This is a genomic window from Paenibacillus sp. UNC217MF (assembly GCF_000686865.1).
GTDB lineage: Bacteria > Bacillota > Bacilli > Paenibacillales > Paenibacillaceae > Paenibacillus_B > Paenibacillus_B suaedae.
Window position 1 is genome coordinate 1211583 of record NZ_KK366027.1, and the last position, 23970, is coordinate 1235552.

22 protein-coding genes and 1 pseudogene are annotated in these 23970 nt (G+C 44.7%); 15 read left to right on the forward strand and 8 right to left on the reverse strand.

What is annotated here, in order from left to right:
- The first annotated feature begins 151 nt into the window (after positions 1-151).
- Together BP95_RS0121500 and BP95_RS0121505 are read left to right on the forward strand one after the other, a co-directional pair.
- Positions 152-2200: a methyl-accepting chemotaxis protein gene (locus BP95_RS0121500; protein ID WP_028533209.1), complete on the forward strand. Its 2049-nt coding sequence runs from the start codon at positions 152-154 to the stop codon at positions 2198-2200.
- A gap of 446 nt (positions 2201-2646) precedes the next feature.
- Positions 2647-2835 (forward strand): aspartyl-phosphate phosphatase Spo0E family protein, encoded by a 189-nt coding sequence (locus tag BP95_RS0121505; protein ID WP_021253159.1) that lies wholly within the window; start codon positions 2647-2649, stop codon positions 2833-2835.
- Between the two features lie 229 nt (positions 2836-3064).
- Here BP95_RS0121505 and BP95_RS0121510 read toward each other — a convergent pair whose 3' ends face one another.
- From BP95_RS0121510 to BP95_RS0121540, 7 genes are all read right to left on the reverse strand, one after another.
- Complete coding sequence (locus BP95_RS0121510) at positions 3065-3631, reverse strand: TetR/AcrR family transcriptional regulator (RefSeq protein WP_028533210.1); 567 nt, start codon at positions 3629-3631, stop codon at positions 3065-3067.
- 124 nt (positions 3632-3755) lie between these two features.
- Positions 3756-5441 carry a long-chain fatty acid--CoA ligase gene (locus tag BP95_RS0121515; RefSeq protein ID WP_021253161.1) on the reverse strand — a complete coding sequence of 562 codons (1686 nt, stop codon included), beginning with the start codon at positions 5439-5441 and terminating at the stop codon, positions 3756-3758.
- A 62-nt stretch (positions 5442-5503) separates the two neighbouring features.
- The gene (locus tag BP95_RS0121520; protein WP_028533211.1) at positions 5504-6283 is read right to left on the reverse strand and encodes an enoyl-CoA hydratase/isomerase family protein; all 780 of its coding nucleotides are present in this window, start codon (positions 6281-6283) and stop codon (positions 5504-5506) included.
- A gap of 65 nt (positions 6284-6348) precedes the next feature.
- Complete coding sequence (locus BP95_RS0121525) at positions 6349-7434, reverse strand: phosphotransferase family protein (protein WP_021253163.1); 1086 nt, start codon at positions 7432-7434, stop codon at positions 6349-6351.
- A gap of 87 nt (positions 7435-7521) precedes the next feature.
- A complete protein-coding gene (locus BP95_RS0121530; protein ID WP_021253164.1) occupies positions 7522-8298 on the reverse strand; it encodes an SDR family oxidoreductase in 777 nt (258 codons plus the stop codon).
- 75 nt (positions 8299-8373) lie between these two features.
- Positions 8374-9600 (reverse strand): acyl-CoA dehydrogenase family protein, encoded by a 1227-nt coding sequence (locus tag BP95_RS0121535; protein WP_021253165.1) that lies wholly within the window; start codon positions 9598-9600, stop codon positions 8374-8376.
- Positions 9601-9763: 163 nt separating this feature from the next.
- Complete coding sequence (locus BP95_RS0121540; RefSeq protein WP_028533213.1) at positions 9764-11119, reverse strand: cohesin domain-containing protein; 1356 nt, start codon at positions 11117-11119, stop codon at positions 9764-9766.
- Between the two features lie 759 nt (positions 11120-11878).
- Between BP95_RS0121540 and BP95_RS31095 the strand changes: the two genes are divergently transcribed.
- From BP95_RS31095 to BP95_RS0121560, 3 genes are read left to right on the forward strand one after another with little or no spacing between them, the layout of a single operon-like run.
- On the forward strand, positions 11879-12886 hold the full coding sequence (locus tag BP95_RS31095; RefSeq protein WP_231515171.1) for an NRAMP family divalent metal transporter: 1008 nt from the start codon (positions 11879-11881) through the stop codon (positions 12884-12886).
- Entirely contained in the window at positions 12877-13089 is a 213-nt protein-coding gene (locus tag BP95_RS0121555; RefSeq protein WP_028533214.1) for a hypothetical protein, read from the forward strand. Before BP95_RS31095 ends, BP95_RS0121555 begins: the two co-directional genes overlap by 10 nt.
- 46 nt (positions 13090-13135) lie before the next feature.
- The gene (locus tag BP95_RS0121560; protein ID WP_021253168.1) at positions 13136-13525 is read left to right on the forward strand and encodes a BsuPI-related putative proteinase inhibitor; all 390 of its coding nucleotides are present in this window, start codon (positions 13136-13138) and stop codon (positions 13523-13525) included.
- A gap of 38 nt (positions 13526-13563) precedes the next feature.
- Here BP95_RS0121560 and BP95_RS0121565 read toward each other — a convergent pair whose 3' ends face one another.
- Positions 13564-14019: a macro domain-containing protein gene (locus BP95_RS0121565; RefSeq protein ID WP_021253169.1), complete on the reverse strand. Its 456-nt coding sequence runs from the start codon at positions 14017-14019 to the stop codon at positions 13564-13566.
- Positions 14020-14409: 390 nt separating this feature from the next.
- On the opposite strand from BP95_RS0121565, the gene BP95_RS0121570 reads away from it, so the two are divergent.
- The 10 genes and pseudogenes from BP95_RS0121570 to BP95_RS34085 all read left to right on the forward strand — a co-directional run.
- Positions 14410-14871, forward strand: coding sequence for a hypothetical protein (locus BP95_RS0121570; RefSeq protein ID WP_028533215.1), 462 nt, complete (start codon positions 14410-14412; stop codon positions 14869-14871).
- Between the two features lie 98 nt (positions 14872-14969).
- On the forward strand, positions 14970-15638 hold the full coding sequence (locus BP95_RS0121575; RefSeq protein WP_028533216.1) for a helix-turn-helix domain-containing protein: 669 nt from the start codon (positions 14970-14972) through the stop codon (positions 15636-15638).
- Positions 15635-16516: an IS3 family transposase gene (locus BP95_RS0121580; RefSeq protein ID WP_081819940.1), complete on the forward strand. Its 882-nt coding sequence runs from the start codon at positions 15635-15637 to the stop codon at positions 16514-16516. Before BP95_RS0121575 ends, BP95_RS0121580 begins: the two co-directional genes overlap by 4 nt.
- A 223-nt stretch (positions 16517-16739) precedes the next feature.
- Positions 16740-16919 carry a hypothetical protein gene (locus tag BP95_RS0121590; protein WP_028533218.1) on the forward strand — a complete coding sequence of 60 codons (180 nt, stop codon included), beginning with the start codon at positions 16740-16742 and terminating at the stop codon, positions 16917-16919.
- Between the two features lie 1197 nt (positions 16920-18116).
- Positions 18117-19394: an ABC transporter substrate-binding protein gene (locus tag BP95_RS0121595; RefSeq protein ID WP_231515158.1), complete on the forward strand. Its 1278-nt coding sequence runs from the start codon at positions 18117-18119 to the stop codon at positions 19392-19394.
- Positions 19395-19544: 150 nt separating this feature from the next.
- The gene (locus tag BP95_RS0121600; protein WP_021253171.1) at positions 19545-19931 is read left to right on the forward strand and encodes a hypothetical protein; all 387 of its coding nucleotides are present in this window, start codon (positions 19545-19547) and stop codon (positions 19929-19931) included.
- Positions 19932-20003: 72 nt separating this feature from the next.
- The gene (locus tag BP95_RS0121605) at positions 20004-21302 is read left to right on the forward strand and encodes an ABC transporter substrate-binding protein (protein WP_028533220.1); all 1299 of its coding nucleotides are present in this window, start codon (positions 20004-20006) and stop codon (positions 21300-21302) included.
- A gap of 245 nt (positions 21303-21547) precedes the next feature.
- The gene (locus tag BP95_RS0121610; protein ID WP_021253173.1) at positions 21548-21997 is read left to right on the forward strand and encodes a hypothetical protein; all 450 of its coding nucleotides are present in this window, start codon (positions 21548-21550) and stop codon (positions 21995-21997) included.
- A 161-nt stretch (positions 21998-22158) separates the two neighbouring features.
- Positions 22159-22524 carry a hypothetical protein gene (locus tag BP95_RS0121615; RefSeq protein ID WP_021253174.1) on the forward strand — a complete coding sequence of 122 codons (366 nt, stop codon included), beginning with the start codon at positions 22159-22161 and terminating at the stop codon, positions 22522-22524.
- Positions 22525-23421: 897 nt separating this feature from the next.
- A pseudogene (locus BP95_RS34085) lies at positions 23422-23970 on the forward strand (IS3 family transposase); the annotation flags it as partial.

Sequence of the window (23970 nt, forward strand, 5' to 3'; positions counted from 1 at the left end):
TAAAAACACGTAAATATTTCCGTTGAATAGATTAACAGACTTCTGATCATATTTTTTCCAAATAGTTGGAAGGAGGCATATACAGAGATGGAAAATCGGATTTACATAGGAGTCATTGGAACATATTTTGTACATCAGGGGTGAGACGAGGATGATAAAATCTAAGAAGTGGGGCTTTCGCATCGGGAATATGTCACTGCAAGTAAAGCTTCCGTTGTTAATCAGCACCTTGGCGGTATGCATGTTGATCGGAACGAGTTCCATATTGTACTGGTACGGATCCGACATGCTTTTGAAGGAAAGCAAGAACAACATGATTTTGAATGCCAACCGCATCGGTGAAGGGTTATGGTCGTCCGTGCAGCTGGAGGAGCAGTCCATTTATTTGGCGTCTATTAATCAGACATACCTCTCCTTGCTGCAGCTTCGGGCGGAGCATTCCTTAAAGGATGCCGATTTTTTCTCTGAACGTAATCCGCTTTTCATGAAGGCGAATAAGCTGATGGCTGATAGTCTCAAAACGAGCTCGGGCAGTCTCATCGATAAGAACGGCATCATCATTGCGAGTTCGAACCGAGACAACATTGGAAGCAGCCGCACGGATCGGGCCTATTTCCAAGCGGCAATGAAAGGACAATCGTTCATCAGCGAGTCGATTGTATCCAAAAGTACTGGCAGTCAGGTGGTTGTGTTCGCTCAGCCTATCCTGGGGGATGGCTCGAATGTTGAAGGTGTGTTTATTATGACCGTGAACACCTCGTTTTTTGTAGACCAACTGAAGCATGCGGACGATAATGGGCAAGGAAGCACCATAATCTTGGATCGCGAAGGCCGAACCATCTTCCACTCGAACAATAATTCGGCAATCGGAAATATGGTCGAATCCGACAAATTTAATTCAGTCGTTCAGACTCCGGTTAAGGGGCAAATCTCCCGAGGAGGTATTGAGGATCCGGAATACTTTATCCGTTATTCCAAAATTCCGAAAGCAGATTGGACAATTGTGGTACAAGACAGCTATAAGAACATTAAGAAACCTCTTAATGATCTATTCGCCAAAATATCGATCATTACGCTTGTTGCCCTATTGATATCCTTGACGGTGGGTATCCTCATCTCACGTACGATTACGCGGCCAATCGCAAGACTAACCGACTTATTCAAGACATTGGCGTCCGGCGATCTTACCGTTGCTGCAACAGGCAACTACAAGAGTGAATTCAAAGACTTGGCGGACAGCTTCACCATCATGGTCGAACAAAATAAGAGCCTGATTTCCCAAATGAATCACTCAATCGAACATTTGAACACAAGCACAAGTGAATTGGATACCGCCTCCAAGCAAACGACGATATCCATTCAGGAAACTTCGATTACGACCATGGAAATCGCCAAAGCTATAGAGTCCCAAGCGCTTGATACCGAGCAAATCGTAAATAAGTTCGGTGATCTCGGGGATAAAATTGCAGTTGTCAATCAATTGTCATCCGCTGTGAAGGATCGGACGGATTCCATTATTGAAGTCTTCCATAGTGGAAATGAGATCGTGAATCAGCTGATACATACCCATGGTGACAGTGAACAGGAAGTTGCTTCAATCGCAGCCATCACGGCCAAGCTGGAGGAAAGCTCCTTGCGCATTGCCTCCATTACAGAAACCATTGGCAAGATTGCAAAGCAAACGAACTTGCTCGCGCTTAACGCATCGATAGAAGCCGCACGAGCTGGGGAGCATGGCAAAGGATTCGCTGTTGTTGCTTCCGAAGTAAGACAATTGGCTGAGCTATGTGCAAAGCAGTCAAGCGAGATCGAGGAAATCATCACAGACAACCTAAGCTTGGCGCAAGAGGCAAACGGATCAGTAAGAAGCCTTCAAGATGTATCTGCCAAGCAGAATCAATACGTGGGCGATACGAAGCTGGCGTTTGAAGCCATTTTGAACAACGTTGTTGACATCACTGATCAAGTCAAGGGCATGGCCTACGAAATGGACAACATGAAGCGGGGCAAAGAGGACGTTATGGAACTGGCTCAGAACTTGTCCGCTTCTGGCGAAGAAGTGTCTGCTTCCGTTGAGCAGGTAACCTCTACGATTCAAGTACAATCGGCTATGGTGCAGCAATTGTCCTCGATGATTGAGGAAATTGACAGCCTTACCAAGCAACTGAAGGAAGCTTCTTCGAAATTTAAAACCGAATAGAAAGAAAAATAGACCGTTTCCTTGCTGGGAACGGTCTATTTTAATATTATCGTGTGGAACGATTTTCCTATTCTATTGTCATGCCTCTCCTATCATGAATCGCATTGTATCGTTTTATCATAGGTTACTTCTTTTATCTATAATTCGAATCTGCAATATCTCATTTTACTCGATTTGGTCATCTCGCGATGCGAATTGGAGCTTGTACTTTTGTCCCATTTTATAGAAAAACCCTTCATAAACTCTCCCAAATCTCCGATAAACATCATAATATCTCCCAACTTATATTTCCTTAGGATAAAATACCCTCAACACAATAATCACATTTATCTTGCTAATGGAACACATTCGGCAAGTTTTAGATTCAAAAAAAAGTTGATGTGGTATATTTTTCATTATAGGAGCCAGAATGAGCCAGACAACATTTATCAACGTAGAGAGGGTGAGTGGCTATTGCCCCGTCTAATTCTGATGATCAGAAAAAAGAAGATTTGAAAGATAAAATCGAGCGAATTCGCCAGCAATTGCTTAAGGTGGCAACAGAGAGAAAAAGCCTTACCGATGAGAAGGTAATTGTCTTAAGCCAAGAGCTGGATCATCATCTATTAAAGTTCCAGCAGGAAACAAGGAAATGAACGATTCCAGGTAGAACCTTTCGAAACAGTTGGGTGTACGAAACTTGCGATTACGCGATGATTGTCTTGCACACGCAAAAAGCAGACCACGGATTGCTTGGTCTGCTCCTTGCCGGGGATAGATTCGAAACGGGAGGTCTCGTCTCTATAGTGGCCAATAAATACGATGGAATTGCCGTGATTCACGAACCTCCACAGCCTGAAGCGTATTGTCAATTAAGAATACGTTTTATTGCTTATTCAAACCATTCAAAAACATCTTCGTATAGATCGAAGCAACCTCGACATCGGATACGGCGCCTTCCGGATTGAACCAGGTGTAACACCAGTTACAGGCACCAAGGATACCGAATGTCATCATATCCGCCGGGATATCATTGCGGAATTCTCCGTTCTCCATTCCCTGCTCGATGACGGATTGTAAATTGAACCGGAACTGATCCCGCTTCCCCTTGATTACATTTAGATCCTCGCCCGAAATATGAATAAGTTCGCGAAAAAATATCCGTGCGCTGGCACCCTTTTCCGCGATTTCCCGAATCATCATGTTGATTACGCCAGCCAGCTTTTCCTGACACGATCTATCCGGGCGTTCAAAAATGGTTTGCTGTTCTGCTAGTAAATAGTCAATATATTGCAGATGAATATGCGTTAACAGCTGTTCTTTGCTCGTAAAATAATAATAAAAAGTGCCCTTTGTCACGCCGAGCGTGTCGACAATATCTTGAATCGAGGTTTCGCTGAACCCTTTCGATTCGAACAGCGCAATACTGTGTCTGATGATTTTATCCTTCATGGACAGCTCCAAGCGTGATTCTCCCCTCATGTCGAATAATATGTTTCTATGTTAGCTTGAACAATAGAGACATGTAAAGGGAACAAGTGGATATTTTGCATTTCAAATCGTTGATACGATTCTTCTATCTGGAGCTCGATTTTTCCCCGGCTTTCTTCCATGCCTCGTCCTGCAATTTGCGCCACAAAATTTTGCCGCTACCAGTAACCGGAAGCGAAGCGACAAATTCGATAATTCGAGGGTATTTATAAGCTGCCATGTGCTCCTGCGCCCAGCTTATCATATCGCCTTCCGACACGTTGCCGCGCTCCCCTTCGCGCAGGACGATGTAAGCCTTGATTTCCTCTCCCTTGCGCTCATCCGGAATGCCAATGACGCATACTTCTTGGATCGCCGGATGCCGATATAGAATCGATTCTACTTCCGTCGGCCATACTTTGAATCCCGAGGCGTTAATCATGCGCTTCATTCGATCGACGATGAAGAAGTATCCATCTTCGTCGTACCGCCCAATGTCTCCCGTGCGGAAGTATGATTTGCCTTCCACCGTTACAAAAGCGGACCGCGTAGCCTCTGAATCATTCCAGTAGCCTTGAAATAACTGCGGTCCATCTATAATAATTTCTCCTTCTTCCCCCGGCCCTTTTATTTCAAGTGTCATCGGGTCAATGACCCGCGAGTCTACGCCAAAGGCTGGAATGCCAAGACATTGCAGCTTCGGACGGTCAAGCGGATTGCAGTGCGTCTGCGCCATCGTTTCGGATAAGCCATACCCTTCTACAAATCGCAGTCCCGTAACCTGGTAGAGCTTCTCGCCTACGACCTCCGGCAGCCCAGTTCCGCCACCGTTAATCAGCATAAGCGAGCTCAAATCATACTGAGATAGTTCAGGGTTGGCTAAAAAGTCAATAATCATCGTGCTGATTCCTGTCCAATACGTACATTGGTGGCGTTCCATTAACAGGGCGGCCGTGCTGCGATCCCAACGCGTCATGATGACCATGGCTGCACCGACAAAAATGGGAGCGTGCATGCCATGAATCATGCCGATGACATGGAAGAAGGGAAGTGTCGCCAATCCCCTTGCCTCCGGTGTCAATCCTCCCCAGTAAGCAGATGAAATCACGTTCGCTTGTACGGATTTATGGGTGTGCATACACCCCTTTGGCTTGCCGGTCGTGCCCGATGTATACGGGAGAACTGCCAGATCACTTCCCTTCGTCGTCGGGAAGGAACCCCGATGAACAGTCGCTACTTTCATGGCCTCCGTCCAGGACACAGCTTGGGGGGATATTGATTCAAGACGTGATGCCCTGACGATGTCAGGCACTTCTTCACCCACATTGCTGCAGTATTCCGAATAGGTAGCAACAATGATGCGTTCGAGGCGACGATCTGATAATAACGGTTCGATACGTGAGTACAGCTCCTGGCTCACAAAGCCAACTCTTGCATTACTGTCTTCAATAAGGTAGGAAAGCTCTTCGGTGAGATTCATAGGATTGATAGGTACAACGATAGCGCCGGATCGCATAATCGCGTAATAAGAGATAATATACTGAGGACTATTCTGCATATATAACAGCACGCGATCGCCTTGCTCTACGCCGAGATGGAGCAAATAAGCGGCCATCAAATTGACTTCTTTCCATAAGGTTCGATAGGAAATAGAGTTGTTATAATAAATGATGGCCGTCTTATCCGGATAACGGCGGGCAGAAACCTCCAAGTTGTCAGTAAGCGTCGTGTCCGGAACTGAAATGGAAACAGGCAATCGTGCGGGCCAATACGCATAATGGGACTGCGTCATCAAAAATCGCCTCCTCATTGCTAACCATTTTGTCATTCAGAACGAATAAAAACCGACAAGTGCTACAGACCGTTGAATGAAGGCTGTCTCTTCTCGACGAACGCCCGAACACCTTCCTGGTGATCCTCGGTCGTGACCATCATGGCTTGCGTAACTCTCTCCCGTTCTAATATGTCATCCAACGAGGAAGTCAACGACTGGTCGGCGATTTTCTTAAGCATCCCATACGCCTTAATGGGACCCTTCGCCAAGCGGGAGGCGTATTCCAGCGCACCGGATTCCAATTGCTCCAAAGGATACAGCTTATTTACGATACCCAAGCGGTGGGCATATTCCGCATCGATCGGCTCGGCATTGAATAGCAGTTCCTTAGCTCGGTGTATGCCAATGAGGCGCGGCAAGAAGAACAATCCCCCTCCATCGGAGATGAGACCGACTTGGGCAAAGCTCATCGCAAATTTGGCGTCATTGGCTGCAACAATCAAATCGCAAGCTAACGCGAGATTGAAACCTGCACCTGCCGCGAATCCATGCACGACCGCTATCACGGGCTTCTCGATTTCTTTAATGGAATGAACCAGTTCATTCATCATTCCAATATGATCATAGACGTTATTCGGCTTTGCGCCGCTCATTGTCGTCACGTCTCCGCCTGCACTGAAGGCGCGTCCTGCCCCCGACAAGCAGATGACTCGAATGTCTGTATTTCTCTGCGCCTCCTCCAGCGCATCGATAATCCCCCGAATCATCGAAGGACTGAACGCATTCAGCTTCTCTGGACGATTCAGCTTCAACGACAGAACATGCCCTATCTTTTGTACAAGTAAATGCTCATTGCCCATATCTCAAAGAACCTCCCTATTGTGATGAACCGCAACTCTATCTTGCGCAATAATCGTAATCTAGTTTACAGCTTGCCACGTTCTGCTTGCTGCCAAGCGTGTGCAATCAGCGTCTGTACGGTATCGTTGAAACGGCCAAAGCGCTCATCGCTCGTCTGCCCTTTTTTCCAACGGTAGTAAATTTGCTGACAGATGACCGCCAGTTTGAAGTAAGCGAAGGTCAAGTAGTAATGGGCCTCCGATACATCTCGCCCGCTTTTTGACGCATATGCCTCTAGGAATTCGGCACGTGACATGAAGCCGGAGCGAACCGTAAGCGGAACATGGCCCAAGCCGTGCAGCAGCTCCGACGGGTCATTCGGTTCAAACCAGTAGCTGAGCGCTGCTCCGACATCGGCCATTGGATCGCCCACCGTCGCCATCTCCCAGTCAAATACGCCGACGATCTCTGTAAGATTGTCGCCTGCGAACATGATGTTGTTCAGCTTATAATCGTAATGGATGACGGTCGGTGTCTGTGAATTCGGCAAGAAATCAGCCAGCCATTTTTTGAGTTTCTCTTCTCCTGGGATCTCATCCGTCTTGGCTCGCTCATAACGTTCTATCCAGCCATGCACTTGCCGACGCATAAAGCCGTCTGGCTGGCTAATCGCCCTTAGATTCGTTTCCCGATAAGGAACTTCATGCAGCCTGGCCAATGTCGAGACCATCGTCTCGGAAATGTCCCTGCCCAGTTGAGGAGTATATTCCACATCCGAAGGAAAGCTTCGATCCAACACGATTCCGTTCCGGCGCTCCATCACGAAGAAAGGACTGCCAATGATTGAGGTGTCGCCGCAGTACAAATACGGACGAGGCGCAAGCGAAAAAAATGGATGCAGTCTTGAGAGAATCGTATATTCGCGCTGCATATCGTGTGCCTTAGGAGCGACTGGCCCCAATGGAGGACGGCGCACTACTGCCTGCCAATCCCCGCTCCTTATCGCGTATGTTAAATTGGAATGTCCCTCCCCGAACTGCTCCACTTCCAATGGGGCTTCCGGAAGATCGAGATGCTCACGTAAATGCTCTTCTAGCGCAGCAACATTCAACTCCTCGCCCTTGCGAACGGGAATCGTATCCTGCTGTAATGTCTCTTGCCTGGACGTCATGGTATGCAGACCTCCTTCATTCTTTCAAAATAGCTTTACTGGATAAAAAAGACGAGACACTTGCCATGGATCGCGATTCAGGGACAGTTACATGGCTGTCATGCCGCCATCCACAGTCAGCACCGCACCGGTGATGTAATCGGAAGCCTCGGATGCCAGAAATACGACGCTTCCCTTCAGATCGCGATCAGATCCGAGCCGTCTCAACGGGGTGAGGCTTACTATTTGTTCGCCTCCGTGTTGAAGAACATCGCGGGTCATCTTGGTTGGGAAAAATCCCGGAGCAATCGCATTGACATGAATGTTGTGCTTGCCCCATTTGACCGCGAGATCCTTCGTGAATGCAATGACCGCGCCCTTGCTTGCGCTATAGCCAATGGCATCCAGCCATTCCGGATCCGACCCGCCCAGTCCTGCCACGGAAGCGATGTTAATGATTTTGCCGCCGCGCTGCTCAATCATGATCTTCCCAGCTGCCTGTGACATCAAAAACGTACCGGTTGCATTGATGTCCATTACCTTATTCCAAGCTTCGAGCGGCATATCGACAACTGGCGCGCCCCAAGAAGCACCGCTGTTGTTCACCAAAATGTCGAGACGACCGAACTTTTCTGCCGTCTGTTCCACCACACGCCGTACGTCGTCTGGATTTCTAACGTCACAAGCCATCGCATGACATGAGGAGCCTGTATCCTGTTGGATTCGGGCCGCCGTCTCCAGACATGCGTCAACCCTGCGCGAGCAGAGAACGAGATTCGCACCCGCTTCAGCCAAGCCATGAGCAATTTGCTCGCCGAGCCCTCGCCCGCCGCCAGTTACAATCGCCGTTTTACCCGATAAGTCAAATAATTGCTTGACGTTCACCTTCCATCCCCCATTCATGAAAAGGCTAAAGTCTCGTTTGTACCTTCAAATTTGTTCTAATCGTTTCTACCCTTTTCACATCGTAATCGCTTTCATCTCTTCGTACTTGCGAAGCTCCATTTTGGCGATGGCGGCCTTGTGCACCTCATCCGGCCCGTCCGCTAAGCGCAGCGTTCTTGCATTGGCCCAATGCGAGGCAAGCGGGAAGTCTTCGCAGACACCTGCGGCCCCAAGCGCTTGAATGGCCCGGTCAATGACCTGCAGCGCCATATTGGGAGCGACCGCTTTAATCATGGCAATTTCCGCTTTCGCCGCTTTATTTCCGACTGTGTCCATCATGTAAGCCGCCTTCAGCGTCAGCAGGCGCGCCTGCTCGATTTCAATACGCGAGGAGGCAATCCAATCCTGCACGACGCCCTGACGGTCTAGCGTCTTGCCGAATGCCGTACGCTGCCGTACACGCTTGCACAGTACTTCGAGCGCGCGTTCTGCCGCACCGATCAGGCGCATGCAATGATGAATGCGTCCTGGACCAAGCCTTCCCTGCGCAATGGCAAATCCCTTGCCCGGTTCCCACAGCATGGAATCGAGCGGTATTCGTACGCGATCATACTCAATTTCCGCATGTCCGTGCGGTGCGTGATCGTAGCCGAACACGGGCAGCATGCGCTTGACATTCACACCAGGTGCATCCATCGGCACGAGAATCATAGACTGCTGCTCATAGGCCGGCGCGTTCGGATTCGTCTTCCCCATCACGATCGCCACCTTGCAGCGCGGATCTCCGGCACCGGAAGACCACCATTTGCGTCCGGTTACGACATATTCGCCGCCTTGCCGTTCGATGGTCGCTTCAATGTTCGTTGCATCTGAGGACGCGACATCCGGTTCCGTCATCGAAAAGCATGAACGGATATTCCCTTCAAGCAGAGGAACAAGCCATTTGTCCTTCTGCTCCCGCGTCCCATACCGCACAAGCACCTCCATGTTGCCCGTATCCGGCGCCGAACAATTGAATACCTCTGGGCCAATAAGGGAACGTCCCATAATTTCGCACAGGGGCGCATATTCTAGGTTGCTGAGGCCTGCACCGTATTCGCTGTCCGGCAGGAACAGGTTCCAGAGACCGGCCCGCTTAGCCTGCTCCTTCATCTGCTCCATGATCGGAGGGATCTCCCATCTGCTTCCGGCCTGACCAAGCTGTTCCTCGTACGTTCGTTCTTGCGGATACACCACATCATTCATGAATTCCAGCAACGTTTTCCGCAAAGATTCAACCTTCTTGGAATAATCGAAATTCATTGGCATAGCCTCCCTTCACCCAACATACTGACCGGTTAGTATGTTAACGTCATACTTACTATAGATCCATTTTCCAAATTATTCAAGACGATTTTGGTATTGAAACTCTTCTGTTTGCTTGATCAAACAAAGAAAGCCGCCCCCATAAGGAGCGGCAAACCTATTATTTATTGAAATCGTAGTTCGGATTAGCCAAAATTGCATTCGTCAACTGAACGAGATCGACATCCGCAACATTGCCTGTGGAGCCCAACAAGTTTTTCAACTCATCGGTCAATTTATTTTTGTCCTCTGAATAGTTAAAGCCTAAAAAACCAAGGTGCTTCAGCGTAAAATTTGTCAATTCGCCACCAATGACCTCAATCTCTTTTTCACCGCAATTTTCCTCGGTCAATGTAACCTCAGTGGTTCCGTTATCCGCGATTTTCCCTTTTGTTGCGTCAATTTTGCCTTTTCCAAGACCGATTGCTTTGAACGTAAAGTGAACCAATGTACCTTTTCCGTTGATGCCATAATCTTTACCCAAACTTGCAGTGATCAATCTTACTGTATCATCAGCTACTGTTCCATTATGGAATAACCCCATATGGTCTGCCGCTTCTACCTTTACAAGCTGGAAACGCGTTTTATCATATTTCACGTTAAAATCTTCTGCGTAAATGTTCGTTGCATTGTTCAATACGGCTTGTACGGTAAAGATCTCATTCAGAAATACTTTGTCCTTCGCGGACTCAATGTCCAGGGTCACTTCTGAAACGAGAGGCGTAGCCGAAGCTTCATTCGTTCTAGGTCCTATTCCCGAGTTATTGAACGGAGTAACAATGTAGTAGTACGTTGTGCCGTTCACAACGTTCAAATCCGTGTAGGTAGTCTCTGTTACGCTAGCAGTGGCGATTTTCTCATATGGGCCGCCATGCGTCTTGGAACGCTCGATTGTATATCCGGTTGTATTGGTTACTGGATCCCATTTCAAGTTCACACTACTAACGGCTCCGTTGGCAGTCAGTACAGATTCAGACATATAACCGTTCCCGTTATAGAGATTGAATTCGTAAACATCCACGGGCACACTTAAGTCGTTAAACAAAATGGCTTTATAAATACCGCTAGTTTGCGGAATCGAAATCAATCTTCCGTCTGCTTCTTCGGCAGGGATTTTATTCAGATTTTTTCCGTTAACTTTTATATATTCTCCGCTTTTGTCGTAAAACCCGACATTAATGGATTTATTGGCTTTTACTCTGATTTCACTAACAGTTACAGGTTCCGTGAATGCTTTCACGATATGATCCCGATCACCGCCGACATTTCGGCCTGTCATCGCGATTTTTGTTTCTTCATTATTGTCCGTAGCTTCATTCAATAGCGAACCGCCTACGTATTCGCTCGAATTGAGATACAGACCAACCCCGTCTAATATCCCTCCACGGTAATCCACTGCTGCATAACCCTTCTGTGGTACCACCAGCAAAATTAGCATAAAAGCTAAAAATGCCAGGTACTTCTTCGATGCTTTCATCTCTCTTACCCCCATTGATTTATTTTCCTCAACTATCTTAGGGAAGAAACATGAACCTGTCTAAACAATATTACCTATAAAATACAGAATTTATATTATATTCTAATATTTTCAGAATTGTTTCATTCTTTTTTCAAAAACACGTGAATCACCAAAGTTACTTTTACTTTCTTCTCCCATGAAATTTATTCAACACATATATTCCTAGCGAATACGATACGATTGTCGAAACCACCATTAGAATAAATGCTCCTGTACTCATACCTTTCCCCTCCTGTAAAATATTTCTATATTCTACTTCTCCTGTTGATCAAAATGTGCTAGTCCAACTGAATTGATGTTGAGAATTTCTCAACACTCTGCTTGTTCCTAGCCGCTCTGTTGCAAAATCACAACAAAATTTTAGGTGCCCATGCACTTTTTGCAACATGACTCATAGGATATTCTCATCTCACAACGAGGAGGAGCTTGGCATGCAGGAGCAAGAGCAGAATGCAGAAAGTGCTGAGACGGGATTATCCACCTTTCAACATTTAATTTCGAAGCGAAAAAAAGGATTTAGACGCCACGCTTTACTATTCTGGGCCTTAATGGGGCCAGGGCTTCTCACAATGATCGGCGATAATGATGCTGGCGGAGTGCTGGAGTATGTCATTACAGGGGCTCATTTCGGAATTGGGCTGTTTATTCCTTTAGTGGCTTGCCTTGCGTTGATCACCTTTACCGTGTGCGGTTACGCAGAAAGGATTCACGAAGCTTATTTTCGAGCACTTCGGACGGGGCTGGGGATTCTATCACATATTCTCCCTATTTTTCGAGAATCTGTTCACGCTCATGACCGAATTCATTGGTATGACCGCAGGCTTAGTGCTGCTTGGCATCCCATTATGGCTGAGTACACTGCTCAGCTTATTGCTGGTCATTTCGGTTGCGATCTTCACTGGATATTGGACGAAGGAACGTCTGGCACTGTTCGTTGGCGCATTGAACTTGGTATTTGTGATCGTCACCTTCATTACTCGTCCGAGCATTTCCGATATCGGTCGCGCATTTGCCAGCTGGAATGTTCCTGAATTACTTCAGGGCAGTCTTATCTGGTATATTGTCGCCACGATCGGCAATACTGTCGCACCGTGGATGATCTTCTTTCAGGGCAGCGCCATAATTGACAAAGGCATTACCGCCAAAGACCTGCGTCTCGCCCGCATTGACACCATTATCGGCAGCGTGTGCCAAGTGTTCATAGCGATCTGCTGTATTGTAATCGGAGCCTCATTATTCGGTCAGGCTGAAATCTTGAATGAAGATAATCCGTCGACAATCATTATGGCTCTGCACGATCTGTTCGGCCCATGGGCAAGTAGCCTGTTCGGATTCGGCCTATTCAACGCAGGCTTCCTCGCAGCAATCACGATCTCCCTATCCTCCTCATGGACGTTTGCAGAAGCATTCAATTGGAAACATAGCTTAAACAATAAGATAAAAGAAGCGCCGAAGTTCTATCTCGTCTACATCGGCAGTCTTGTATTAGCTGCACTACTTATTTTGATCCCGGATTTGCCGTTCAACTTCATCGCTGTACTCACACAAGCAATAGGCGGCATGCTGATGGTGCCAGTTCTTATCTTCATCATGATTCTAACGAACAACAAGAAGTATATGGGCGAATATAAAAACAGCCTGTTCACAAACATATGGGGTTGGGTGGTGGTTGGTGTACTTGCGAGCTTAATTGTAATGTTATTCTATGAGACATTTTGGATATAACATCGGTAGAATCGATTACAGGGGGAGCAGCAGAGGTCGAATACTTATTTCCTGCCGTTGTACCGAGGTCAGGTGCAGCGGATTTGGCACATCTCACTCAGGTTTGGATAGAGATGGGAAGAGAATTTGTAAGAGAAACCGGCTTCGGGGATAGTAACTCTCGGGTGGAATCTTTCGCAGCAGTTGCACGCTATGAGGGGTGAGGTTGTTTCTGTTTTTTATCATATGGATAGATAAGGGGCGAGTCATATGCTTACAACGTTTCTCTCAACAGAGCAGCATAAGGACTACATAACACTGCAATTCGGGATACACAATGTGGCAGGAGAAGATCTGGTCATTTCCTACGGCTCGCAACCGTATGACTTTATCGTCACGAATGAAGTTGGCAAGGAAGTGTACCGTTGGTCGTTGAATAAATTTTTTACCGCAGAAGTAGTCGAACGAACCTTGAACAATGATGAGAAGATGAGCTATGAGGAACGATGGTCTTTTCTAGACCATGAAGACAAGCCGGTACCTAGAGGCAAATACAAGATAGAAGTAGTCTTCCTCATTCACCTGCCTGAGTTGATCGAGCCACAATCTCCTCAGTACCTGTCAATCAGCTCCGAGATCAGTACCAACATCGATAAGTAGCGGGAAGAGGTATTGATTGGAATATCGAAACGATACAGTTATAGCTTGTACAACTTAACATCATAATCGACGAATACATGTTCAATCATCTCACTGACAACATCCCAATCTCCATTTGCCAAGCCACAACCGATACCATACGGCAGAGCAACAGATAATTGGTTCTGTACAGCGTATTCTAGTAACGTAGTCAGGGAGGTTCGAAGCGCCTCATAGTTCGTATATACTCTACTCTTTTGTCGGCCATATTCTAATTGGCCGAACAGATTCGCTATATGTCTGGAACCTTCCTGGACGATATGACACTTGCCCAGCAGTTCATCTGGACTGTTATGCTGGGAACAATACCGCTTATAGCTTGGATACAATGTACTGTATTTGTCCCGCAGCGCCTTCGCTATACCAGAGCCCATTACCCCTTGGCAGTTCACCTGATGTCCAATAATCAATTCCTTCGCATTCAATAAATCACCTATGATTACGTTTACTGGCATTCAGCACCTCTCCTTGTCAATCTGACATATATGCTTAGTTTATTGAACTAAAAAACGCACCATAAGGTATGATGCATGTTGTGAATGAGAAAATACGAAAATACCCAACCCCATTTCTCTCCTTGAACATATTTCCTCCAGCTGCTGTAAAGATCTGTATCATCATTATATCAAAACTGTAAAATGGAACCAATATCCGGAATAACCAACTATATTTCAACACAAAAAAATAATCCAATAATATCCATAAATACTATATACTCGGACAATAATGTATGTTAAGATTAATCATGGTTGGCCAGCCAGAAACTGAGTTCTTTTACATCTTGGTATTTCATACACGCTACTAGGATCTACATTCAGATTCTGAAATAATGGGAGGCATGAAATATGCAGAGATTAAAGAAACTATCAGCATCAATCGCGCTGGTCGCTTGTTTAATGGTCTTTGGATCAAGTTCGTCGTTTGCACTCCATGGTTGGGGAGATACAATGAGAACAGCTAACGACATGTCAGACGGTTCTTTTTACCAGTCTTGGGTACCTCTCGAAAGCTTGACTGACGAAGATTGGTATGTCTATGATAATTCCTACGGACAATGGGAACAAAATTACTATGTATTGTTGACTCCCCCATTTGGTTTGAATTTGCAACTCCAATACGTTCGAACGGATTATGATAACAATATTATCTCGATTCAATATATAAACCAAAACGGCCCGGGCTTACAAGAGTTTCATAGTGGAACCGTTAAGCCGCGAGAAAAAGCTTTTTATCGCGTAATGCCAGTTGGGCCGAACGATTTCGATCCTAATTCGAAATACAAGTTCGAGTTCAAAAAAACAATTTAAATTTACTTCTTGCAAAAGAGCCGTGGGATTCTTTGATATGCTCCCCTTAAAGTAGACAGGTGAAATAATAAAACCTTCTGCTTAAGGGGAGCTTTTACATGCAAAAAAAATGGTGCGCACAAGAGAAACTGGCGGTGTTACAGGAACTGAAAAGCGGAGGAATCGAGTCAACCGCCAAAAAGTACGGCATTGGGGGAACAACCCTACTTGAATGGCGGGATCGTTATGAACAATATGGTTATAGGGGGTTGGAACACCAGCCCCATAACCGAAGTTATTCTGTTGAGCTCAAACTCCAAGCGGTAAAAGATCATTTATTCGGAGGTTTATCCCAACGGCAAGTTATTCTGAAATACAAGATTGCCTCTCGTACCCAACTCCGTAACTGGATTAAGAAGTATAATAGTCATAGCAGCTTAAAAACCTATGTAGGGGGAACGAAAGCTATGGCTAGGGGTCGGTCTACAACTTGGCAAGAACGAGTGGACATTGTTCACTATTGTCTTGCCCATAACCATGAGTATCAGAAGGCAGCAAATCAATATCAGGTCTCATACCAGCAAGTATATCAGTGGGTAAAGAAGTATGAAGCTGGTGGCGAGGATGCATTACAAGACGGACGAGGACGAAAGAAGATACCAGAGGAGCTATCGGAAGCAGATCGCCAAAGACTGGCGATGAAAAAGCTGGAATATGAGAATGAGCGGCTGCGGGCAGAAAATGTTTTCCTAAAAAAGCTACAAGAATTCCAAAGGAGGCGACGTTGAGCCAATACCGACAAGAGATGGTCTATCGCACCATTGAAGGCATTCGACAAGAAGGAACATTTAGCATGAAGTTGCTGTGTGAAATTGCAGGCATTCCGCGTTCAAGCTATTACAAGTGGAGAAGTTCCAAACCCAGTTACCGTGAGCAGGAGAATGTAGAGCTGACGCATGTCATGATGTCCATTTATGAGAAAGTGGAGCGTACCTTTGGATACCGTCAATTGACTCTACACATGCGTCGCCAAACGGGGAAAATGATTAACCAAAAGCGTGTATACCGTTTGATGAAAGTAAAAGGAATTCAATCCGTCATCCGGAGGAAGAAGAAGAAATATACGAGTTCCATTCCACAGCAGGTGGCTGAGAACGTACTAGACCGCAAATTCACTGCAGACGCGCCAAATGAAAAATGGGTTACGGATGTGACGGAATTCAAGTACGGCAACGGCCAAAAAGCGTATTTAAGCGCTATTCTCGACCTTCATGATAAATCCATCGTCTCATATGTATTAGGGCATTCCAATAACAATTCTCTCGTATTTCAGACGTTGAAACACGCCTTGCAAGAAGCTCCAGGAAGCAAGCCCTTGCTTCATAGCGACCGGGGTTATCAATATACCTCCTTGGGCTTCAAGAAAATCTTGGATGATAACGAAATAACTCCGAGTATGTCCCGTGCTGGAAGATGTATTGATAATGGACCGATGGAATCTTTCTGGGGAATTCTAAAATGCGAGAAATATTATTTACATACCTACCATACCTTTGATGATCTCGAGAGAGACATCCGTGCCTACATCCACTTTTACAATAACGAACGATTACAAGCAAAACTAAACGGCCTTAGTCCGATAGAATTCAGAACCAAGGCCGCATAATTGATTTTTATTTTTTATACTGTCTACTTGACGGGGTGCAGTTCACTTTCCTCAACGGCTCTTGTTTATTTGCTACTAAGAAAAAAGGGGTTCTCGCCGTATCATTGTCTCTGTTTTTGGCCATTGCTTTTATCGCGCTCCCTTTAGAAACATTTGTTCGCAAGGAAAAACCTCCTTATTTGTCGAAGTATGTAGAGCTATCGACGAAATGGAGGTTATTTTTATGGATAAGTCTATAATTCTTAAACTAGTTAACGAAGTTACCGAAGAGGTTTTCGCCAAAAATAAAGAAGCCCTGGAAGATGATTCTGTCTTAACAGATAATGTTGAATTGACTGTTCGCTTATCAGCTCTGACGACAATTAAAATTCTTGAGCGCCTCGAACTTATCGATTCAGAGTAGATAGAAAGTAATAGCTTATAGGATTTTTCTTCTTTGCTTTTCAAAGCCTCCGCAATCGTTCTTCGCAACTCTGCTTTATCGATCTCAATGATTATTCCTCTAGCTGCCCAGATTGTAGGGCAGCTAGCTCTTCCCTCACGAACTCCCTTATTCGTTGTTCACATCCTTCACCTCCTCTCAATCAAAAAAGGCCACGCCGTAAGCGAGACCTGAATGTTTATGCTATTGACTTATTTTTTGTCATTAAAGCTTTCTCGACAAGACGACGTTTCTCAATATTGCGATCATTTTATCATATTCATTTCGTTTCGTTAACCTTGCGAGCAGATGCTTCGCCCCCTGATTCTCCTGTGTTTTCTCATGGTTGCTATTCCTTATAGGTACTTTCAAAACTGAGAACATCTTATGAGGGAAACTGAAGCAAAGCCAGAGTTTCAATTCCTTATAGGTAATTTCAAAACACAAGATTGAGCGCTGAGACGAGGTATTTGCATTACTAATTTCAATTCCTTATAGGTACTTTCAAAACGTGGAATAGAGAAGACATACTTCACCTGTCCGCATTGATTTCAATTCCTCATAGGTAATTTCAAAACTTATAACCCATCTTATGCTATTACATTGCCCCATCAAAATTTCAATTCCTTATAGGTACTTTCAAAACCCCAACAAGTGGCGTCACTACGCCAATAATACCAAACAGCAATTACTCCTACAAGTCAGCTTCACTAATTTCTATTTTCCCAAATACAATACCATATCTCAAAACATCTACTTTTTACTGACGATATCTTCAATTTTCAAATTGTCGTCGATCCCCCGGAGATTTTACGCTATTGGAGGTCGAAGACAATTTGTTGAACAGCACCATTTGTTGAAATCATACACGTAGATTTCAGCTGCTTGTTTACCTTTTATGTAGAATTGCTCTTTCTCTCTATCTTTCTATCTTTAATCTTAACTATCTGAACATTCATAAGCAACGGGCTAAATTTAATTAAACATACTCTTTAGTCGTACTCATCATTGTTGTTCCGTGAAAGCTCGTCGACCAACCGAACAACTGCGACTTATATAGATGTTCTTCTAACACCTCAATATAACTTCCCCACTCCCTATTTACATTTATACCAATATATAGTATAAACGACTTACAGACTAATTGGTATATTTTAGAAGTCTAATTTCTACATCGAGGTGTTTCTATTGAAAAGAAGACTCTTTCCAACGCTTCTCGCTTCAATTCTATGCTTAGCTAGTATATTAACGGGGTGTCAAAAAAACGAGGCCCCTTCATTCTCTAAGGATAAAAAGGCAGAGCTTACGATTGCGTATACGAATGAAAATGCTTTTCTAAAGCGCTACGGCAATCTATTTAATCAAGAGTACCCTAATATAAGGCTTTCTATCGTTTCCACGATTCCTCTCATGACTAAGAAGTTATCTGTGGAGAATTGGGTTCAGCAGAACAAATTCGATATTATCTATTTGCCGCCTGATCTAGTAAAAGAAATGGCTGAACGCAACGATTTGCAAGAATTAGACTTATGGATAAAACGAGATTCCTTCCCGCTGGAAGAGTACATTCCGCAAGTCATCGAATATGCCCGCTCGATTGGAAATGGGCAGCTATATGGGTTACCTCCTACCTTCTACGGACAAGCTATCGCATTCAATAAAGACCTTTTCGAAGCGTACCATATCGAATATCCGCAAGAAGGAATGACTTGGGAGGACTTGCTCCGCTTGTCCGGTAAATTTCCCAAGGATGATGGGCGTGGCAACACGCTTATCGGTCTTGGAACCAATGATTCTTCTTCCTTTGAATTCATGCTGAAAGTCGGCTTCGGACAAGGCCTAACCATGATGCAGGGCAATCCGCCCCAAGCGACAGTCTCAAGCGACTCCTGGAAGCAAATTTGGCAGCTTACGCTTCCCCTATTGAAGAGTGGACTATTAATAAATAGCTCCGATCTCAATACGTATATGGAGGCCTTCCTTGCCGGCAAGCAAGCAATGGCTGTGGTTACGTATGAAGAGTACAAGCAGTTGGCCGCTCAGAAAAAAACTACATTTCAATGGGCGCTAGCTCCATTTCCTGTTAACCCCAACCAGTCAGACAACAACGATACAATGCTAATTGACGGATTGTATGCAGTATCCGCTCAATCTACAGAGAAAGAAGCAGCTTGGGAACTGGTGAAGTTTCTTAATTCTCGCACCGTTGCGAAATGGAATTACCGCTCTTTATATGGCTTTTCCACCTTACAAAACGAATTGAGCACGAATCAAGAGGAACGTGAACGACTATCTGCCATGTATGCGTCGCGGCAATCCTATCATCCCATGGGAGAAGTACCGGTTGAACTTGTAGATAAGGCGAATGCTGCAATCAAAAACATACTGAATGGCAGTCAGTCGCTGGAAGATGCTTTGGAACAATTACAGAACGAGGCGCAGCGGCTTCCACAATAATTTCGTTGTATGCGGATCATTCCGTTTACATATATCACATCATCCAGAATGTACAAGTGAGTCGTTACTACGTCTTGCTGGGGGTGATTCATTGTTGCACCGCAGAACTGCAGAATGGATTTGCAACAATAAATGAAGGAGATGTGAAGAATGAAAAAGAAAATTACTGTGTTGTGCCTGGCAACTGCCTTGTGTCTCGTAAGTGCAATGTCCGTATCTGCTGCCGATAAAGACCCGAAAGCATCCACGGATGCTTACATTGGCTATGTAATCGGAAACCAAAAGAAAGTGAAAGGCAAAGCCTATGCCCGGACAACCAATTCAAACATGAAAAAAATCAATGTGTTCGGCACCTTTTACGAGGGATCAACCCAAAAGGAACAAGGAACCAATTCTACGACTACCAGCGGCGATGAAACAGCATGGTACACAAGCGAATACAGTGCAACAGGTTCCTACAAGTTGAATGCATTGTCGCGTACATACTACAAGGATGGAACAGAAAGCGATCAATCATCAGCAAGCGATTCTTGGTAATAGCTAAACAGGGTGGGCCTCCCACCCTGTTTTCCAGTTTATATTCTGTTTATATTCGTTGGAGGTATCATCATGGGGAAGAACAAAGTTGCAATACTCTGTATTATACTCTCGATGCTATTAGTATCAGCTTGCCAAAGCAAAGTCGAGAAGCCGATAACGATCACGGTGGAATATCCTTCACCAACCGAGTTCTACAAGAGATATGGTCATGCCTTTGAGCAAAAATCCTCCTTTATTAGCATTCAAGTTATCCCCGAGGCGGATCAGTCATCACCGGCTGATCTACGTTATATGGACAATTTATCCGCTTATAAGAAGCTTAGCGACTCAGGTGATCTACTTAATCTTGAACCGTTTATCAAGCAAGATCCTGATGCGTGGAAGAATATATCTCCGATCATGTTCGATTCCTTAAAAATGATTTCTGGAGACCGGCTTTACGGTTTGGCGCCTACCTTCTCAAGCTACGCCATTTACTACAATAAAGATCTGTTTGCTAAATACAAAATCCCGTTTCCGAAGAATCAATCCACTTGGAAAGATATCTTTGACTTGGCGACCCGCTTTCCATTGCAGACCGATGATGGAGAACCGTTATACGGATTTAAGCCCAATTACTATGAAAATGTAGGAATCTCGCTCATTATGCGTTGGGGACAAACGGAAGGATTGCGATTCATCGATCCCGAAACTCTGAAAATCCAGATGAACACACCCGCATGGAAGGCAATATGGAGTAGAACGATTGACGCGCTGCGCTCTGGACGCATCTATAAGCAAACGCAGCAAGCCGAAGGTACGATGTCACTCGACCCGATCTACACAGGCAATGCCGCTATGGTGTTGCAATCCCAGGTCGCCGCTTATAATTTTGACATCAATCGTAATTTCGAAGGCGGAAAGGCTATTAATTGGGACATGGTAACTGTCCCTGTAGATCCGCGCAAGCCGGAATACAGCGATTACTATCGCATTGAGGAAATTTACGGAATCTCAGCAGCTTCGGAGCGGCAGGAAGCAGCTTGGGAATTGCTGAAGTGGATGATGCAAGGAGGAGCCGTGACTTCTACGGAAATCAACCACGGACTTCCGGCGCGAACCGAACTTATTGCTGCCGTGAAGGGACATGACCTATCCCCATTGACAATGCTTAAGGCTTCCCCATCCAATCACAATCCATATGAATCCGTTCATTACGATATCATCAACGCTTTCAAAAGCGTCGGGAACCAAATCGTGGAGGACGTCATTGCGAATAAACTAACCATTGAAGAAGCGTTAATTCTAATCGATGAAAAAGGCCAACAGGCGGTCGATGCCGCAGCCATTGAAGTATCCAAATCCGAGGAAAATAACGGTTCTGAGTAAGGACGCTCCGCTGCAATTATGGATAATCCATATGTACAGGTAAACCAAAAAGTCGAGTATGGAGGCACTTGCAAGCCCTAACTCGACCTATTGGGTTGCCGTTTTTTTCGACCTCGTAACTCCTTTTTCCTATCAATTCGTTCAATCCTAATAGGTACGTTCAAACGAATCAGTTTCGTCTATGATGTTTTTCGTGCGTATATGAGCAATTGGTCATATAATGTAGAAAAAAGGAGGTTATTTATTTGAAGAAAATTAGTGCAATATTCTTAATCTGCGTATTAGTATTGGTAGGCTGCGGAGGTGGACAAGCATCCAAAGATGAAGCTTTAGCACTCGATTACATCAATACATACCTAAACGGCACCGACAAAGAGGCTAAGAAAAAGTTCGTTGAAGAGAAGGTACATCCAGAAGCGATGCCGCTGTTCGCTATGGGGATAAACCTAGAAATTCCTGAAAAGAATATGTACAAAAACCCGAAAGTTATTGAATCAACGGAGTATGAAAAGGATGGAGAGAAAGCTATTCTTGTATTGCTGTCAGGAACTGTAGACGGGAAAGATAAAGAAATGATCGTGTTAACGATGGATGGGAAAATAGGATTCGGCTTCGAGTCTGATAGCAAAAGTGAGAGTATGAAGAAAAATTATGATGAGATGCGTTCCAAGTTCAAAACTGAGCCACTGAAGTAACAAACAAGCCTCGGGCAATCCGAGGCTTTATTTTTTTATGGTGCAGCACCAACACGTCATTCGCATAACAAAAAAAGTAAATTTAAGGTATTAATCACGCAAAATGGAATATATAAAATAAGGAGGTGGCCACCTCTCAGTTCGAAAGAAGGAGTGTTTTCATGAAAAAAGGATTTCTTGCCGTATCATTGTCCCTGTTTTTGGCCATTGCTTTAATCGTGTTTCCTTTCTCCGGCACTAATGTAGATGCTAAAGGGGTAAGTGGCTCAATCACGATCAACAAAGAAACATATAAATATATCGAAGAATCTTTCGGAAAAAATCGAGGGATTACATTCAACCCAGGTCAACATACGTACAAAATCACTCCGAATCCTCACGACAATCCCAAATACAACAAAAAACAAGAGCAGTTCTATGAGGAGATTGCAAAAGGCGTTAAAACTCTTGTAGAAAAATCAGGCTGGAAAGATACTCTCAGCAACATTACAGCTCTGGGTGAAACCTATACATTAGCTCCACGCTAAATTAGTTCTGCAAGAATACAACATGCTGTATCCCTCAGTACCTTGTTTTACCCATCTTCAAAAATATGTCCTCCCAAACATACATGTGATCGAATAGAAGCTTTCCGAGCCCTTGTTAAGACAAGGGCTCTTTCCATTTTCTCCCTATCCAAGACAGGTTCAATAAAAGCTCTTTAAGAACATGTTGAAAGTAAAAAGACTCGGACCCCAATCCTGTAGTTTCATCTTTGTTACCGGTCGCATGATATTGAAGACGGGTTTATCACAACGAGACATGCACACTCCATCTACCCATCGGCCACGCATCGCGATCATACAACTGCAAAGGTAACCCACACAACGAAGGAGTGAACAGAATATAAAAAAATATGCCTATGATAAGGGAGTGGTACCATGTCAATAGCCAGTCTAAAAAAGTACGTCGGTAAATATGTATTCGTACGTATTAAGGGCCAAAATAAAGGGTTTCCTTCCTTTGTACAAGAGGTAGTCGTTAGACAAGGGAGAAGTTGGATTACACTGTGGAAATGTTTTAAGTGTGCAGGTCCCGTTCAAATTCTCTATCGATCGAACCAAATTGCCAGCATTCGTGTGGTCGATGATCCTTTGACAGAGAATAAATGCAATAGCAGCAGAGGAACAAGAAAGCAAAAATAAAACCAACGCCGTCCTAAATAGAGTTCATTGTGAAGTTCAAGAAGTTCATTGTTGTATTCGGCTTAAACTCTTTAGACCTTGGTTTTTCCGACTGGAAAGACCGAGGTCTTTGTGTAAAGTGCACCGTTTAAAGGAAAACCTCATATCTACTTGACTTTGAAGTAGATCGGCTACACTTAGTTGGACAGAAAAATTAAGGGCTAGTAGAATTAACACATCATAACAAGGAGCGGATCTACTATGCCAAGAATAAGACGAACATTTACAGATAAATTCAAGAAACAGATGGTTCAGCTATACGAGAATGGGAAATCAAGAGCAGACATTGTAAGTGAGTATGAGTTGAGTGCATCTGCATTGGATCGCTGGATTAAACAAGCCCACCAAACAGGTTCCTTCTCAGAGAAGGACAACCGCTCTCCAGAAGAAAATGAACTTATTGCATTACGGAAAGAAAACCAACGACTCAAAATGGAGAATGACATTCTAAAGCAAGCAGCGCTGATCATGGGACGAAAGTAAGTGTCATCCATCAAAATCGCGACAAATACTCGGTATCAGCAATGTGCGACGTCCTGCAAATAACTAGAAGTACGTACTATTATGAAGCAAAAAACTCCAGCAATGAAGATGGTATTACGAAGCTTATCGTTGAAATCTTCCAGAAGAACCGAAATGCATATGGTACAAGAAAGATTAAAGCAAAGCTTCACGAACGTGGACTTATCGTATCAAGACGTCGAATTGGCCGCATTATGAAGGAACAAGGCCTTGTTTCTACATACACCG